At 59.1% G+C, this 17,542-nt stretch carries 11 protein-coding genes; 1 reads left to right on the top strand and 10 read right to left on the bottom strand.

Features of this window, described 5'->3' with window-relative positions; genetic code table 11:
* The 7 genes from fliG to A8C75_RS04130 form a co-directional block, all read right to left on the bottom strand.
* Positions 1-1,017, bottom strand: coding sequence for a flagellar motor switch protein FliG (gene fliG / locus A8C75_RS04160; RefSeq protein WP_067378518.1), 1,017 nt, complete (start codon positions 1,015-1,017; stop codon positions 1-3).
* On the bottom strand, positions 1,010-2,692 hold the full coding sequence (fliF, locus tag A8C75_RS04155) for a flagellar basal-body MS-ring/collar protein FliF (RefSeq protein WP_067378515.1): 1,683 nt from the start codon (positions 2,690-2,692) through the stop codon (positions 1,010-1,012). The genes fliG and fliF overlap by 8 nt, the downstream gene beginning before the upstream one ends.
* A 37-nt stretch (positions 2,693-2,729) precedes the next feature.
* Positions 2,730-3,077 carry a flagellar hook-basal body complex protein FliE gene (gene fliE / locus A8C75_RS04150; protein ID WP_067378513.1) on the bottom strand — a complete coding sequence of 116 codons (348 nt, stop codon included), beginning with the start codon at positions 3,075-3,077 and terminating at the stop codon, positions 2,730-2,732.
* 216 nt (positions 3,078-3,293) lie between these two features.
* Entirely contained in the window at positions 3,294-3,923 is a 630-nt protein-coding gene (locus A8C75_RS04145) for a 3'-5' exonuclease (RefSeq protein ID WP_067378510.1), read from the bottom strand.
* On the bottom strand, positions 3,923-5,755 hold the full coding sequence (locus A8C75_RS04140; protein ID WP_067378508.1) for a DUF294 nucleotidyltransferase-like domain-containing protein: 1,833 nt from the start codon (positions 5,753-5,755) through the stop codon (positions 3,923-3,925). The genes A8C75_RS04145 and A8C75_RS04140 overlap by 1 nt, the downstream gene beginning before the upstream one ends.
* Before the next feature lie 273 nt (positions 5,756-6,028).
* Positions 6,029-7,828: a sodium:solute symporter family protein gene (locus A8C75_RS04135; RefSeq protein ID WP_067378505.1), complete on the bottom strand. Its 1,800-nt coding sequence runs from the start codon at positions 7,826-7,828 to the stop codon at positions 6,029-6,031.
* Positions 7,829-7,862: 34 nt separating this feature from the next.
* The gene (locus A8C75_RS04130; RefSeq protein ID WP_067378504.1) at positions 7,863-8,123 is read right to left on the bottom strand and encodes a DUF4212 domain-containing protein; all 261 of its coding nucleotides are present in this window, start codon (positions 8,121-8,123) and stop codon (positions 7,863-7,865) included.
* A gap of 281 nt (positions 8,124-8,404) precedes the next feature.
* Between A8C75_RS04130 and A8C75_RS04125 the strand changes: the two genes are divergently transcribed.
* Positions 8,405-12,346 carry a hybrid sensor histidine kinase/response regulator gene (locus tag A8C75_RS04125; protein ID WP_067378499.1) on the top strand — a complete coding sequence of 1,314 codons (3,942 nt, stop codon included), beginning with the start codon at positions 8,405-8,407 and terminating at the stop codon, positions 12,344-12,346.
* Positions 12,347-12,857: 511 nt separating this feature from the next.
* Here A8C75_RS04125 and A8C75_RS04120 read toward each other — a convergent pair.
* From A8C75_RS04120 to A8C75_RS04110, 3 genes are all read right to left on the bottom strand, one after another.
* A complete protein-coding gene (locus A8C75_RS04120) occupies positions 12,858-13,523 on the bottom strand; it encodes a response regulator transcription factor (RefSeq protein WP_067378497.1) in 666 nt (221 codons plus the stop codon).
* A 291-nt stretch (positions 13,524-13,814) separates the two neighbouring features.
* On the bottom strand, positions 13,815-15,770 hold the full coding sequence (gene acs, locus A8C75_RS04115) for an acetate--CoA ligase (RefSeq protein WP_067378494.1): 1,956 nt from the start codon (positions 15,768-15,770) through the stop codon (positions 13,815-13,817).
* 357 nt (positions 15,771-16,127) lie between these two features.
* Positions 16,128-17,516, bottom strand: coding sequence for a sigma-54-dependent transcriptional regulator (locus tag A8C75_RS04110; protein ID WP_067378491.1), 1,389 nt, complete (start codon positions 17,514-17,516; stop codon positions 16,128-16,130).
* Positions 17,517-17,542 lie beyond the last annotated feature (26 nt).

Raw genomic sequence — 17,542 nt, 5'->3', positions numbered from 1 at the left:
TCAGATCAGTTCCTCGCCACCGCCGGCGAGCATGATCTCGCCCTCATCGGCCAGGCGACGTGCCACTGTGAGGATTTCCTTCTGCGCCGCTTCCACTTCGCTGACCCGCACAGGCCCCTTGGCCTCCAGATCATCACGCAACAGCTCGGCGGCACGCTTGGACATGTTCTTGAATATTTTCTCCTGCAGTGCCGTATCGGCGCCCTTGAGCGCGATAACCAGCAGGTCGGTGGAGACTTCGCGCAGCAGTACCTGCACGCCCTTGTCGTCCAGATCCTGCAGGTTGTCGAAGACAAACATCAGATCGGCGATCTGCGATGCCAGGCCTTCATCGGCCTCGCGAATGCCATCCATCACCTCGGCCTCCACGCTGCTGTCGATAAAGTTCATGATGCTGGCCGTGGCCTTGATACCGCCGAGGGTGGACGTCTGGCTGCTGGAGCCGCGGCCGGTGAACTGCGCCTCGAACATGTCGTTCAGCTCCTGCAGCGCCTGGGGCTGAATCTGATCCAGCGCCGAGACGCGCATCAGTATATCGAGCCGTACCCGGTCGTCGAAGTAGGTCAGCACATGGGCTGCCTGATCAGGGTCGAGGTAAGCGATCACTACCGCCTGAATCTGCGGATGCTCGAAGCGGATGACTTCGGCGATCTGGCGTGCTTCCATCCAGCGCAGCGTATCGAGCCCCGACGTATTGGTGCTCATGAGGATACGATCGATCAGGGTCTTGGCCTTTTCCTCACCCAGCGCCTGATTCAGCATGGCGCGAATATAGCGGTCATTATTGATGCCAATGCCGGTCTGATCGCTGACCACATGCATGAAGTCCGACACAACGGCCTCAACCTGCGACTGCGGCACGTTATTCAGGCGCGTCATGGCATAACCAATGCGCTGCACTTCCTTGGGGCCCAGATGCTTGAGCACCTCGGCCGCATCCGCCTCGCCCAGACTGATCAGCAGTATCGCTGCCTTTTCAATATCATCCAGGGCGCCGCCCCCGGCGTCATCACTCATGTTCCGCTACCCATTGCCGTACCGCCTGCGCCACCCGGGCAGGATCCTCGGCCACCATACTACGAATGGTATTGATCTGATATTCGAAGCTTTCATTCGGCGTGGCCAGAAAGCTCTCTTCAGTGCTGCCAAAGGTCACCCGGTCATCCGCCACATCGGAGCTTTCGAGCCCTTCAAGCTCTGCGGCCACGTTACCGCTGCTGCCAAGACGCGGCTTGCCGTCATCTGTTGTCGGCACCGCCAGATTCTTCAATATCGGGCGCAAGACGCCGAACACCAGCAGCAGCACAAAGAGCGCGGCCATCACCTGCTTGACGATATCCCACAGCCAGTCCTGCTGCCACAACGGGGTGTCGGCCGCCTCCACAAAGGGCTCGGTGGCGGCGAAGGCCGAGTTGATCACATTCACGCTGTCGCCACGCTGGGGCGAAAAGCCCACGGCATCCTGCACCAGAATCCGCAGCCGTTCGAGTTCATTCTGGGACCAGGGCTGGCGCTGCCCACCGCCCTCTTGCGAACGTGCTGCGGGCACATCATCCACCACTACAGCGACGGTCAGGCGTCGCACACGGCCCATTTGCTGGCGCGTATAGCTGATCGAGCGATCCAGCTCATAGTTGCGCACCGCCTGCTGCCGACTGCTGCCCGACAGCGCGCCGCCGGCGCCTTCACCCGCCGCACCATTGGCGACCTCCGGCACTGTGCTGGGGCCTGGCGGCTGATTCGACAGCGCACCCGGCACACCACCGGCGGCCTGGCCACCGGCACGGTTTTCCTCGACGGTCTGCTCGCTGCGCAGCGATGGCAGATCCGGATTAAACAGCTCGCTGGTCTGCTCCACCGCATTGAAATCGATGTCCGCCGACACTTCGGCACGGTAGTTACCCAGCCCCACCACCGGCTGCAGAATGCTGTTGACGCGGTTGAGCAGGGTTTCCTCGATCTTGTGGGTGTAATCCAGCTGTTTGCCGGCCAGCACCACATCCTCATCCACATCGCGGGTATTGAGCAGCCGCCCTTTCTGATCCACCACCGTGACATCGCGCACATCCAGTTCCGGCACCGACGAGGCCACCAGGCTGGCAATGGCGGCCACCTGGTTGGGCTCGATACGCCGGCCGGCAAAGAGTTCAACGAACACCGACGCGCTGGGCTTGCGCTCATCGCGGATAAAGACGGTACTTTTGGGAATGGCCAGATGCACCCTGGCGCTGCGAATGGCGACCAGGCTGGCAATGGTGCGGGACAGCTCACCTTCCAGGCCGCGGCGGTAGCGGGCGTTTTCCATAAACTGGCTGGTGCCCAGGGTCTGTTCCTGATCCAGCAGCTCAAAGCCCACGCTCTTGTCCGCGGTAAAGCCCTCGGCGGCCAGTTTCAGGCGGGCCTGATGCACATGTTCCTGCGGCACCAGTATGGCGCGGCCGTCGGCATCGAACTTGTAGGGGGTGTTGTACAGGCGCAGCTGCTCGATCACCTGATTGGCGTCGGCAAAGGACAGGTTGGAAAAGAGTACCCGATAATCGGGCTGTTGCGACCAGAGCACCACGGCGAAACCGATAGCAACACTGGCAGCCAGGCCCACCATCAGGCCTATCTGCCGAAGAATGCTGAGACTGCTGAAGCCGGCCATCAGACCACGCTTGCCGCCTTCGAGTTGCGCCGGGGTATTATCCATTCAAGTGAAGCCGCCCTGATTCCTGTTGGATCCCGTATTACATCGGCATCTTCATAATGTCTTCATAGGCCGAAACCAGCCGGTTACGCACCTGAGTCATGGCCTCGAATGAAACCGACGCCTTTTCCATGCTGATCATGACCTGGGGAAGGTCTACCGCAGGATCGCCCTGCTCGTAGGATACTGCCAATTTTTTGGCATCTCCCTGTAAGCCGTTCACATTGTCGACGGCACTCTTCAGCAACTCACCGAAACCGGTGCGATCCACACCTTCCGGACCCTGCTGTACACCCGGCGCCTGAATCGGCGAGACCCCTTGCTGTGCCTGAGCCTGCATTGCTCGCATCTGCATCAGTACGCTATTGATATCGGCGCGTTCAACCATTGCTGTCTCCCCCGACCAACCTGGCAGCATTTTGACATTATATGTCGCTTTTCCACCACAGCAAGCCAGCCAGGGGGCAAATGCGACAAAATGCTGTCACCAGAACGTCAATAAGTTAGTTATCGACAGGGAATAAAGCAAATACCACGCCAATAGCATGATTTAAAATTGACGGCACGCTACAAACCCGCCAGAGCCGCCATAAATCATTCAATTTCAGTGGCTGGCACTGGGGGCTTCGCCGTGCTTGAGGCGCACATACATCAGCGCCACTGTGATGGCATCCCCGAGGGCCGTATGACGTTCGATGATAGGCACGTCCAGGCGGGAGGCCAGAGTGTCAAAACGCAGATCCACTGTGCCGCCAATGGATTTCCACTTGATGATGTCGTGATAGACATGGGATAGCTCGATGGTCTTGTTGGGCAGACCAAAGCCGTAACGCGGGCGCAGATACTTGTCGAGCATGCGCACATCGAAGCTGACGTAGTAGCCCAGAATCGGTCTGTTGCCGACAAACTCCAGTACCAGCCGTAGCGCCTCGTCGATCTCGATGCCATCTGCCAGATCCGTGGCACGCAGCTTGTGGATCTTGATTGAATCGGCGCCAAGACTCGCCGGCGGCTTGAGGCGAATGTCGAGCCGCTCGCTGGTCAGCACCCGGGTGCCGCGTACCCGCACCGCGGCGATCGAGAGAATCTCCGCCTCGGCCACATTGAGACTGGTGGTTTCACAATCCAGCGACACCACCTCATCCCCCCGATACGGTTCGAACAGAGCACCGTGGATGCCACGGCGATGCTCGAGCCGGTCCTTGAGTCGGCGCAGGGTTCTGGGAATGTACATCAGCCCTCCAGGCGATAACGCAATGTCAGATGTTTCTTGAAGCTTTTGACGATATGCAGCGCATCACGCAGCAGATCCCGCTCCATCTTGTTCAGCAGCGGCAACTCGATCAGGTTGGGCGTTGGATCCTGGCCGTCGTCACTGGCCTCGAGCCTGCGCATCTGCTGACGCAGGCGCAGCTGTATAAAGAGCGCTAGCGCCTCAGCCAGCTCCGCACCCTGTTCGGCCTGCAGCTGCCCCAGCTCCACCAGTGCATCAATACGGCTGAACGTATTAGTGGCCAGTACCCGATATTCCAGCGCCATGGCACGGATGCCGTGTACCACAGGGAAAATGCCACCTTTCTTGATATCCAGCTGAGCCTTGTCCCGCAGGCTGCCAAAAAACGTCAGGGGTGTGTCGAACGCCAGCGCTGCGCGGGTGAAGTGAGAAAAGAATAGGTCGTTATTGCGCAGGTGACGCAAAAACCAGTTACGCCCGGCCTTGAAGAGCGCAGGATTGCCCGCCACGGGTTTGGCGTCCACGGCAATAGCCAGGTTCATCACGGCATCGCCTTCGCAGGACTGGGCCCAGTCACTCAGGTTTTGCGTCCAGTCCCCCAGCGAATTTACCCAGGCAGGGTTCGATACCATGATATTGCCGGGGCACGGCGGAAAGCCGAACTCGATCAGCCGGGCGCTGAAGCGCTGCAGCGTCTGTTGCATATCGGGCCAGCTCAGGCCATCGCGGTAGATGACGGCGTTGTCCTGGTCGGTCTTGAGAATCTGTTCACCCCGCCCCTCGGAGCCCATCACCACCAGACAGACGTGGGGCTGCATGTCCGCCGGAATCATCAGATCAAACAGCTTGGCCATGATACGACCGTTCATGGCCGCCAGCAGGTCCATGGTAAAGCGCACCTTGACGCCGTGGGACACCAGCGACTTGATCAGGCTGTTCAGGCGCTGCGCCGCATCCTGCAGCTCCTCTTCGCTGCGGGCGCGCTCAATACGAAGACCTATTACATGGGAGTGGCTGGAGAAATAACTCAGAATATCGGTCAGCGCGACTATGCCCACCAGGGTCTGCTGGCGCATGACCACCAGGCGTTCAATATGCTGCTGCGTCATGATCACCAGGGCATTGAACAGGTAATCATCGGGGCTTACCGAGATCAGACGATAGTGGGCTATCTGTGCGATATCAGTACTCTGCGGCAGGCTATCGAGAACCAGCGCTTCCAGCAGGTCCGTCTTGGTGATCATGCCGTAGCGATTACCCTTTCGCACCAGCACGCAATCGGCCTTGTGGGTGCGCATCAGCACAGTGGCCTCGCTAATGCTGGTACCTTCGTCGACGATCAGCGGCTCCTGCACCAGGCCGCTGCTGACCTTGGCCAGCATGAACTCGGCCATGTCCTGATCCTGATCATGCTGCGCCACTATCTCGGATTTGACCGCCAGATTCTGCGCGAAATAGTCCGCAAAGAGCGAATTGCCGGACACAAGTTCCAGCAGCACCCGCGTCGGCAGTATGTGGCAGATGGTTTCTTCCACCGCGACAAAATTGTGAATAGCACGACCACGGATGGCCGACCAGCCGCCAAAGTAGTCATCCGCCTGATAGTGCACGAACACCTGCTCGGGCACGTCGCTACCATCGGCGCGGCGCTCTTCGCTCTCGCTGACACAGCCCTTGAGGATGATATAGACCCCCTCGGACTCGCCGCCGGCCACGACTATGGTTTCGCCCTGCTGGTAGTAGGCGATATCCAGGCTCTGCAGCAGCAGCGCCTGCTCAGCCTCACTGAGCAAACTGAAGGGCAAATTGCTGATATTGAATGTCGAAGACATACGTACTCCTGTCTGACATTGCCAGGCAGCCTGCCGGCTGCTCATGACAACCCCCTGAAAGCAAAAAGGCACACCCGCATAAGCCGGTGTGCCTTTGTCCCTACTATTAACCTGGCGGACAAATAGATTCCCTCCCTATTTGTCCATCACGCCATCAAAACGGGCGCAGGTGCGTGGACATGCTGGTTTTGCTGGCGTTCGCATTGGCCTACGGCCAATGATGAAGCGTCCCTGCTTCATATATTAACCCGCCGGGTTAATAGCTCAGATCGGTTAGTGCGCGTGCGCTTCACCCGCTCCGCGAGGAATGCGGATGTTCTCGACAATCGCCTGGATTTCAGCCGAAGGCGCGGGCGTCATCGACGACACCAGGAACGCAGAGGCAAAGTTCAGGATCATGCCGACAGTACCGAAACCTTCCGGAGAGATACCGAAGAAGTAGTCATCCGGGCTGCCACCCATGAACTTGAAGTAGATGATGTATGCCATGGTCGATACCAGACCCATCAGCATCCCGGTCACAGCACCCTCAGTATTCATGCGCTTGCTGAAGATACCCATCAGCAGCACCGGGAACACCGAAGCACAGGCCAGACCGAAGGCCAGCGCCACCACCTGGGCCACAAAGCCCGGCGGGTTGATCCCGAAGTAGCCGGCGATACAGATCGCCACGATAGCGGCAAGTCGGGCGTACAACAACTCCTGCTTGTCGGTTATGTTCGGATTAATGGTTTTCTTCATCATGTCATGGGCGATCGCCGTCGAGATAACCAGCAGCAGACCTGCCGCCGTCGACAGCGCCGCCGCCACCGCACCGGCTGCCACCAGCGCTATGACCCAGGCCGGAAGATTGGCAATCTCGGGGTTCGCCAGCACCATGATGTCACGGTCGACATAAACTTCGTTGGCAAAAGGCGCGCCATTGACCGCCGCAGGCTCCATTTTCGGGTTGCTGACCATACGCTGACCAAACTCGCCGGCACCGTCTGTGAAGTTGGGCTTGCTGCCTTCAAAGGCATCACCCGCCGCATACTGCACCTTGCCGTCACCGTTATGATCGTACCAGCCGATCAGGCCCGAGGTTTCCCAGTTCTTGAACCAGCTCGGCATTTCCGTATAGGTTGTACCGGCATTGTCGGCGCCATTAATCGTATTGATCAGGTTCACGCGGCCAAAGCCTGCCACACCCGGGATAGAGGTATACAGAATGGCGATAAAGATCAGCGCCCAACCGGCAGAGGTACGGGCATCCTTCACTCGCGGCACGGTGAAGAAGCGCACTATGACGTGGGGCAGGCCCGCGGTGCCCGCCATCAGCGCAACGGTAAAGAACACCATATCGATGGTCGACTTGCTGCCATCCGTATAGGCCTTGAAGCCAAGTTCCACCGACAGCGAATCCAGCGTTGCCAGTACCGACTGACCCGTCCCCAGGGTTGCACCCAGACCAATCTGGGGCAGGAAATGACCGGTAATCTGTGCCGACAGGAAGAAGGCTGGCACCGTAAACGCCAGGATCAGCACGCAGTACTGTGCCACCTGGGTGTAGGTAATACCTTTCATGCCGCCCAGCACCGCATAGAAGAATACGATGGCCATGCCCAGCAGTACGCCTGTATTAACATCCACATGCAGGTAGCGGGAGAACACGATACCCACACCACGCATCTGTCCCGCCACATAGGTAAAGGAAATGACGATGGTACAGAGCACAGCAATCATGCGCGCCGTGCTGCTGTAATAGCGGTCACCGACAAAATCCGGCACGGTAAACTTGCCGAACTTGCGCAGGTAGGGCGCCAGCAGCATGGCCAGCATTACGTAACCGCCGGTCCAGCCCATCAAATAGGCAGAACCATCACGGCCAACGAAGGAAATAATCCCGGCCAGAGAAATAAAGGAGGCTGCAGACATCCAGTCCGCCGCCGTGGCCATGCCATTGGCAATCGGGTGAACACCGCCGCCTGCCACGTAAAACTCTTTGGTCGATCCGGCCCTGGCCCATATCGCGATACCGATATAGAGCGCAAAGGATCCCCCGATAAAAAGGTATGTGAGTAAGTCGAGACTCATAATAATGCCGCCCTTCTAGTGTCTTTTATCGTTGTTATTCGTGAACGTCATATTGTTCGTCAAGCTTGTTGGTACTGAACACATAGGCCCAGATCAGGATGACGAAAATAAAGATAGAGCCTTGTTGCGCAAACCAGAATCCCAGCGGGAAACCGAAGAATTGAATGGCATCAAGCTGGTCAACAAACAGAATGCCGCAACCGTAGGAGGCGATGAACCAGATCGCAAGATAGGTCCAGATGATGCGCAGGTTCGCGCGCCAGTAGGCAAGGGCTTTTTCAGGACTCAGGGACATAGCACCATTCCTTTATTGTTGTTAGCAGGATTAATTAAAATCAGGACAGATTCAATCTAGCAGAGCGCTATGGATTAAAAATCCCCGACTTTAGTCCAAGTCGGCCCTGAAACAGCGCAGCTACAGCAGCAAGAATGACTGCAGCACCCGCCATACGGGCGTTTCGCTCAGAAATACATTTAGCGATCCCGGTGCAAGGCAACAGGTTATACAATAGTCGTACGGCAAAGTTCTGCAAATAAGCAGAGACTGTAAAGATCAACACTGAGACAGCGGCGCCTATGTTTTCCGGCTGGACGATAATACTGATTTCACTGGCGTATGTAGGCCTGCTGTTTGCCATCGCCTATTACGGCGACAGCACCCGCAAGGGTCGCTCCTACGCTGCCAATCCGGTTATTTACTCGCTGTCTCTGGCGGTGTATTGCTCATCCTGGACCTTTTACGGTGCCGTGGGCCGGGCCGCCTCCAGCGGCTGGGAGTTTCTGGCCACCTACCTGGGCCCCTTTCTGGTATTTATTTTTGGCTGGCGCGTGCTGGAAAAAATGATACTGGTGAGCAAAGAACAAAATATCACCTCCATCGCCGACTTTGTCTCGTCCCGCTACGGCAAAAGCCAAAGTCTCGCCGTGATGGTCACGGTGATCGCGGTGCTGGGTACCATTCCCTACATAGCGCTGCAGCTGAAGGCCGTGGCCATCAGTTACGATGCTCTGGCACCCGCGGCCAGCGATGCCCTAAGCAAGGGCAATGATACCGCCCTGTTCGTGGCCCTGCTGATGGCGGTCTTCGCCATCCTCTTTGGCACCCGCCATATAGACGCAACTGAACACCACGAGGGCATGGTGCTGGCGGTGGCGTTCGAATCCATCGTCAAACTCACTGCCTTTATTGCCGTCGGCCTCTTTGTCACCTTCAATGTCTTCGAAGGCCTGGACGACATGCTGTTCAACCTGGCCAACCAGCTGAGTTACAACGAAAATTTCGGCAGCCTGCTAAAAGACAGCTTCCTCACCGAGACCCTGCTGGCCTGCGGTGCGGTGCTCTGCCTGCCACGCCAGTTCCACGTCAGCATTGTCGAAAACACCGATGTCGCCAACCTGCGCACCGCCCGCTGGCTGTTCCCGCTCTACCTGGTGGCGCTGGCCGCCTTCGTATTGCCGATCTCGGTGGCGGGCTACATGGTGTTTGGCTCCCAGGATGTCGATACCGACACCTTTGTACTGATGCTGCCCCTGGCCGCCGATTACAAGGCGCTGGCGACCCTGGCCTTTATCGGCGGCCTCTCGGCCTCCACCAGCATGGTCATAGTCGCCAGCGTGACGCTGTCTACCATGGTGTGCAATGACATCGTCATGCCGCTGCTGCTGCGTACACCGCGCCTGAAGCTCGCCGAAAACAGCGACCTGGGCGGCCTGCTGCTGCAGGTACGCCGCATCACCATTGTGTGCCTGCTGCTGCTGGCCTACTTTTATTACCGCATTCTGGGGGACCGCGGCTCCCTCGCCTCCTTCGGCCTGCTGGCGTTTGTTGCCGCCATTCAGTTTTTGCCCGCCATTCTGGGCGGCCTCTACTGGAAACGTGGCGCCCGTTACGGCGCTCTGGCGGGGCTTGCGGGCGGCTTCTGCCTCTGGGTTTACACCCTGGTAATTCCCACCCTGATCGACGCCAGGCTGATCTCCGACGCCCTGCTGCCCGCGGGCGCCGCCGCCGGTGGCTGGCTATCCCCCACAGACCTTTTGGGTCTGCGCAGCTGGACGGGGCTGGACCCGCTCAGCCACGGCGTGATCTGGAGCCTGGCCGTCAACCTCGGGCTCTATGTGCTGGTGTCACACTACAGCGGCTCGCGCCTGGTGGACCGCATCCAGGCCAGCGCCTTTGTCGATGTCTACAGCAAGGAGCTGCAGGACCCCTCACGCCATTACAGTCAGGTCACCGTTGGCGATCTGCAGACCCTGGCCGAGCGCTTTCTGGGCGCCCATCGGGTGCAGCAGGCTTTTGCCGGTTTCTCGACCCAGCATGGCGAAAAGCCGCCGTTGTCGGGTGACAAGGCACCGGCGGAACTGATCCGCTTTACCGAACGCCTGCTGGCCGGCGTGATCGGGGCATCCTCGGCCCGTATCGTGCTGGCCTCGGTGCTGCGCGGCAAGGAAATGCAGATTGGCGATGTCGTCACCATCGTCGATGAGGCCTCCAAGGCACTGCGCTTCAACCGCTCGCTACTGCAATCCACCATTGAGCACGTCACCCAGGGCATCAGCGTGGTGGATCAGCAGCTGCGACTGGTGGCCTGGAACCGGCGTTACCTGGAAATGTTCAAGTACCCTGAGGGCCTGATCTGTGTCGGTCGCCCTATCGAGGAAATATTCCGCTACAACGCCTTGCAGGGTGAATACGGTGACGGCGATATCGAGGCACTGGTGACGCAGCGCATGGGCAGCCAGGTGAGCCACGCCCCCCACCTGTATGAGCGCCACCGCCCCGATGGCACTGTACTCGAAATTCTCGGCAACCCCATGCCCAACGGCGGCTTTGTCACCACCTACGCTGATATTACCAATCACAAGCGCACCGAGGCTGCACTGCGTGAAAGCGAACAGAATGTGCGCACCTATACCGACAACGTGCCCATCCTGATTGCCTACCTGGACCCGCAGCGGCGCTTTCTGTTCGTCAACAAGGCCTACGCCGACGCCTTTGGCATCGATCGGCACCATGTACAGGGGCTGGCCTACGAAACGGTCCTCAGCAAGGCCCAGGTCAGTAACCGTGATCTGTATATCGAGCAGGCACTGCGCGGCCAACGGGTGCGCTTTGAGTCCCTCATGCCAAGCCAGATTCCCAGCGACGCGCCGCGTTACGCCGAAGTCACCTATATCCCCCACTTCGACGAGCAGCACCAGGTCGTGGGCTATTTCACGCTCTATCAGGACATCACCGAAAGGCGCACCGCGGAGCTCGCGCTCAAGGAAACCAATGAAACACTGGAAGAGCGCGTGCGCGAGCGCACCCTGGCACTGTCGACGGTCAACCGCGAGCTGCGCAAGGAAAACACCATTCGCGCCCTGATCGAGGACGAGCTGCGCCAGGCCAAGGCCGAAGCGGAAGCGGCCAACCTCGGCAAGACACGCTTCCTGGCTGCGGCCAGCCACGACCTGTTGCAACCGCTCAATGCCGCGCGCCTATTTAGCTCGGCCCTGGCGCAGCAAAGCCATGATCAGAGCACTCACCAGCTGGTGGACAATCTGGATTCATCCCTCAAGGCGGCGGAAGAGCTGATCACCACCTTGCTGGATATTTCCAAGCTGGACGCCGGCGCCCTGGCCGCCAATGTGACCGATTTCTGCATCAGCACCATGCTCACCAACCTAAGTACCGAATTCAGCCTGCTGGCGGCCGAAAAACAGCTGCAGCTGCACTGGTGCAATTCGCAGCAGGTGGTCGCGTCCGACCAGGCACTGCTGCGCCGCATTCTGCAGAATTTTCTCTCCAATGCCATTCGCTATACCCAGCAGGGCAAGGTACTGCTGGGCTGCCGGCGCCACGGCGACAGGCTGCGCATCGAGGTCTGGGATACGGGTGTGGGCATTGCCCCGGACAAGCTGGATGAGGTGTTCGAGGAATTCAGGCGCATCGACAACCCGCGCCACAGTCAGGTGAAGGGGCTGGGCCTGGGCCTTGCCATCACCGAGCGTATCGCCCGCATTCTCGGCCATCGCATCGAGGTGCGCTCATGGCCCGGCAAGGGTACGGCCTTCAGTATCGAAGTGCCCTTTGGCGACCCCGGCAAGGCCGTGCGGCAGAAAACCGAGCAACGGGGCTGGATTCGCAGCAAGGGTCTCAATGGCGTGCGGGTGCTGGTGATCGACAACGAACCCAAGATCCTCGAGGGCATGCGGGCACTGCTCAATGGCTGGTCCTGCGAGGCCATCACGGCGCTGTCGGTGGATGAAGTGCGGCAGCAGCTGAACGGCACCGGCTTTGAGCCCGATATCATTCTGGCCGACTTCCACCTGGGGGAAACCTATACCGGACTCATGGCGCTTGAAGCCATGCAGGCCTTCTGGTCCAAACCCATACCTGCGGTCATCATCACCGCCGATCGCACCGACAGAGTCAGCGATGAAATTGCCGCCAGGGGCGTGCACCTGCTGACAAAACCGGTGAAGCCCGCAGCGTTGCGCGCCATGATCAACAAACTGATCGCCAGCGATAAGGGCTAGAAGCAAGCGGCAAGCTGACAGCCTTAAGCTGTCAGCTTACGGCTTACGGCTTACGGCTTACGGCGGAAAGCTGCCGGCTTATCAATATCCAAGCACCGCGATCACCTCGATGGGTTTCGCTGCGCTCCACCGCATCCAACAAGGCTCGATTCACCAATTACCAATTACCAATTACCAATCTTCGTGATTCGTGATTATGAGAGCGGGTTCAAGGGGCAAGGTAAAAGGGGCAAGGGAGAGAAGAGCAGGCTGCGGACGTTGGAGTGTAGGTAACCTGGAATGAGCCTGCGAATTCCGGGAAAGGAGCCCCAGGCGAGTTTCGGTGCAGCGCCAATCACCAATCCACCAATCACCAATGACTAATGACTAATGACTAATGACCAGTCTTCGTGATTCGTGATTAGAGCCTTCAGCCGTAAGCTTAAAGCTGTCAGCTTACGGCTTACGGCTTACGGCTGAAAGCTTCCGGCTTACCAATTACCAATTACCAATCACGAACGGCGACTGTCGACTATTTCAACTCGGTCTTGGGCGGCTCAACGCCAAGACGCTGCGCCGCAATGACCGCCTGGGTGCGGCTGTTAACGCCGAGCTTGCGCAGAATGGCGGTCACATGGGCCTTGATGGTGGCTTCGGACACGCTCAGCTCATAGGCGATCTGCTTGTTCAGCAGACCCTCGGTGAGCATGGTGAGCACCCGGAACTGCTGCGGCGTAAGCGATACAAGCGCCTGGGCAAAGCGCTGATCCTCCGGCTCGACCTGATCGAAACTGTCGGCGATTTCCTGCGGCAGCCATTCCTCTCCCTGCAGTACCGCCGTAATGGCCTCGGCAATGACCTCCAGCGGTGCCGACTTGGGGATAAACCCCGAGGCGCCATATTCGATGGCCCGCTGCATGACATGTACTTGTTCGCTGCCGGATACCACCACCACCGGGATGCCCGGATTCTGCCCACGCAGAAACACCAGTCCGGAAAAGCCATTGGCGCCTGGCATGTGAATATCCAGTAATACCAGATCGGCGTCCGGATGTTTGTCCACCGCGTCCTGCACCGCCGCCAGCGTATCGGCCTCGACGATTTCCACCCCCGGCACAGCCTGGGATACCGCTTGCTTCAGTGCGGCCCGAAACAGCGGATGGTCATCGGCGATGATGATTTTTTGCGCTAACTGCATGCGGTGTCTCCATCTGCGTACCCGTTACCGGGTTTTATTATATGCCAAACCGCAATCAATCCGGCTGTCGGAAAACCTGCCTGACAGTCTTTGCAGACAGTTCCTGGCGGCCGTTCCTGGCAAGAACGCGCCAGCCCTGGAGGCGACTTTGCACCTGCGGTACGAGCCTGACTTTAAAGACAAAATGCCGCCACGACCAGAGGCCGGGAGGCATTTATGCAACTGAAATACAGTTATTTACGAAGTAGCACAGGCCGACGGCCGCTGACAGGGCTGTCAGCGGCCGTAGTTTCAGGCCTTGCGATTCAGGCGATTTTCGATCAGATCATCCACCACGGTCGGGTCGGCGAGGGTCGAGGTATCGCCAAGGGCGCCGTAATCGTCTTCGGCAATCTTGCGCAGGATGCGGCGCATGATCTTGCCGGAGCGGGTCTTGGGCATGCCGGGTGCGAACTGGATCAGGTCCGGCGAGGCGATGGGGCCTATTTCCGAACGCACCCAGGTACGCAGTTCTTTGAGCAGTTCGTCGGATGCATCAAAGCCAGACTGCAGGGTGACATAGACATAGATGCCCTGGCCCTTGAGATTATGGGGATAACCCACCACCGCCGCTTCCGCCACCGCAGGATGCGCCACCAGCGCGGATTCCACCTCGGCGGTGCCCATGCGATGGCCGGAAACGTTGATCACATCATCGACGCGGCCGGTAATCCAGTAGTAACCATCGGCATCACGGCGGGCGCCATCACCGGTGGTGTAGAAACCCTTGAAGGTGCTGAAGTACGTCTGGGAGAAGCGCTCGTGATCACCCCAGATAGAGCGGCTCTGGCCCGGCCAGGAATCCTTGATCACCAGGTTGCCATCCGCGGCACCTTCCAGTTCCTTGCCCTCGTTATCCACCAGCGCAGGCAGTACGCCAAAGAATGGCCGCGTCGCGGAACCAGGCTTGGTATTGATGGCACCCGGCAGCGGCGTAATCATGATGCCGCCGGTTTCGGTCTGCCACCAGGTATCAACGATAGGGCAGCTGTCCTTGCCGACTACGCGGTTATACCACTCCCAGGCTTCGGGGTTGATAGGCTCGCCGACGGAGCCCAGCAGGCGCAGGCTCGACAGGTCGGCATTGCCCAGTACATCCTCACCCTGCTGCATCAGCGCACGGATCGCCGTGGGGGCGGTATAGAACTGATTGACCTTGTGCTTCTCGATCACGCGGCCAAAGCGGCTGCTGTCGGGATAGTTCGGCACGCCTTCGAACATCAGGGTGGTGGCACCGTTAGCCAGCGGGCCGTAAACGATGTAGCTGTGACCCGTCACCCAGCCCACATCGGCGGTGCACCAGTAGATATCGCCAGGCTTGTAGTCGAACACGTATTCGTGGGTCATGGCGGCATACACCAGATAACCACCAGTGGTGTGCTTGAGACCCTTGGGCTTGCCGGTTGAACCTGAGGTATAGAGGATAAACAGCGGATCTTCCGCCAGCACAGGTTCAGCTTCACACTCTGCCGAGGCCGCTGCAGTAATATCGTGATACCAGACATCGCGGCTGTCGTCCCAGGCCAGCTTGTCGCCGGTACGCTGCACCACCACCACTGTCTTGACCAGTTTGGCCGCCGCGGGGTCCGTCAGGGCCTTGTCGACATTGGCCTTGAGCGGCACAACCTTGCCACCGCGCAGGGAGAAATCAGAGGTGATCACCACCGTCGATTCGGCGCCGTCGATACGATTGGCCAGGGCTTCGGGCGAGAAACCACCAAACACGACTGAGTGCACCGCACCGATACGGGCACAGGCCAGCATGGCGACGGCGGCTTCCGGAATCATCGGCATGTAGAGGGTAACCACATCACCTTTTTTGACACCCTGCCCACGCAGCGCATTGGCCAAACGGCAGACGCGACCGTGCAGGTCACGGTAGCTGATGTGTTCGGATTCGCTCGGGTCGTCGCCTTCCCAGATGATGGCCGTCTGATCACCGCGCTCTTCAAGGTGGCGATCCAGACAGTTGTAGGAGGCGTTCAGGGTGCCGTCTTCAAACCAGCGGATATCCACGTTATGCAGGTCGAAGGAGGTATTCTTCACCTTGGTAAAAGGCGTAAACCAGTCCAGGCGTTTGCCGTGCTCGCCCCAGAACGCATCCGGGTCATTGATGGACTGATCATACATTGTCTGGTATTTGGCGTTATCGATGTGCGCCTTGGCGGCGAACTCCGGATTCACCGGATGTACCTTGATATCACTCATTGAAATGCCCTTAAGATTGCTTGTTTTAATTATGTGATCCTGGATGCGTACAAGCAGCCGATCGAACTTAACTCTGACCTACTGCGGAAAACCCGACAAGTTGCTGGACGCTGAAAACGGATCTATGGCGTAGTGTTATACAGACTTCACTACAGTGCCCTGAATTAGACATTGGTATATCCCGGCCCCTAAACCGGGCCTCTGAAGCAGCCCACTGCGCCACACCAGAGCGCCGCAGCACCCAGCCCGAGCGGCCTGCAGAGCTGTACCCCTGAGCGTCCGCCCCAGTGCCAACCATAGTACTAAAAGACTAGCTCAGCCTGGCCCGGACGAACTAGTTTCGGCCTGACCACAGCTCTATTCACTCAGCGCAAAGCCGCTCTCGCGCATGCGCGCCAGCTTGTAGCGCAGGGTGCGCGGGCTGATGCCCAGTCGCTCGGCGGCATCCTTGCGGCTGCCGCCGGTCTGCTGCAGCGCATCTACGATAAGCTGAAACTCATGCTGGCGCAGATCAGACCCCAGCTGGCCGGCATCTTCAGTTTCGCCGCCACTGTCAGCCATGGCAGTGCCGTTGTCTTCGGCCGAAGCTTGAGTCGCGGCAAACTGACTGATACTGATGGCCCCCGGCGACAAATGCAGGTCGGCGGCCTGGATGCGAGGGCCGGTTTGCAGGATAAGCGCGCGCTGCATGACGTTATCCAGCTCGCGCACATTGCCGGGCCAGCCATGCTCCAGCAGCAACTGGCGCGCCTCGGGGCAGAGGCTCGCAGGCACGCGGTGCATCTTGGCGCAATGCTTGGCCAGCAGGCGCTCGGCCAGGGGCAGCACATCCCCTGGGCGCTCGCGCAGCGGCAACCACTGCAGCGGGAAAACATTCAGACGGTAATAAAGGTCTTCGCGAAAGCGGCCTGCAGCAACAAAGGCCTCAAGCGCGCGGTTACTGGTGGCCAACACCCTGACATTGAGCTTGATGGCCTTGCGCCCGCCGATACGCTCGACTTCCTGCTCCTGCAGCACGCGCAGCAGCTTGGCCTGGAGCCCGAGGTCCATTTCGCTGATTTCATCCAGCAGCAGGGTGCCGCCGTTGGCCTGTTCAAATTTGCCGGCATGGCTGCTGTAGGCGCCGGTAAAGGCGCCCTTTTCATGCCCGAACAGCGTGGCTTCGAGCATGTTTTCCGGAATGGCGGCGCAATTGATGGCCACAAAGGGCTGATCGCTGCGAGCCGAGTGCTGATGAATATACTGCGCCAGCACTTCCTTGCCGGTGCCGGACTCGCCGGTAATCAGCACCGTAGAATCCGTTTCGGCCACGCGTCTGGCCAGCTGCAGCAGCTGCCGGCTGCCGGCATCCTCGGCGATGGGCGGCTCGAACGCCGATACGCCGGCAGCGCCTGCGTGCAGCCTGAGGGTTTCAATCAGCTGTTCGGGCTCGAAGGGTTTCATCAGATAGTCGACGGCGCCGGCGCGAATGGCCTCCACCGCCTTCTGCACCTGGCCAAATGCGGTGATCAGCACCACCGGCAGGCAGGGGTGGGATTGCTGCAGCCGGGCCAGCAGAGCATGACCATCCAGCCCCGGCATGTTGACATCGCTGACCACTATATCCACCGCCGCCTGCTTGAGCCGCTCAAGTGCCTGGAGGCCATCGCTGGCCTCCAGATACTCGAAACCCGCCAGCGCCAGGGTATCGGCAAGAGCTTCACGCAGCGCTTGATCATCTTCGACTATCAATACCCGAATACTCATATATCCCTTATTTCCATCTAGTAGCT

The sequence above is a fragment of the Marinobacterium aestuarii genome (assembly GCF_001651805.1).
In the GTDB taxonomy this organism is placed as follows: Bacteria; Pseudomonadota; Gammaproteobacteria; order Pseudomonadales; family Balneatricaceae; genus Marinobacterium_A; species Marinobacterium_A aestuarii.
Note: the sequence above shows the minus strand (reverse complement) of the source record. Positions and strands in the feature narration are given on the sequence as shown.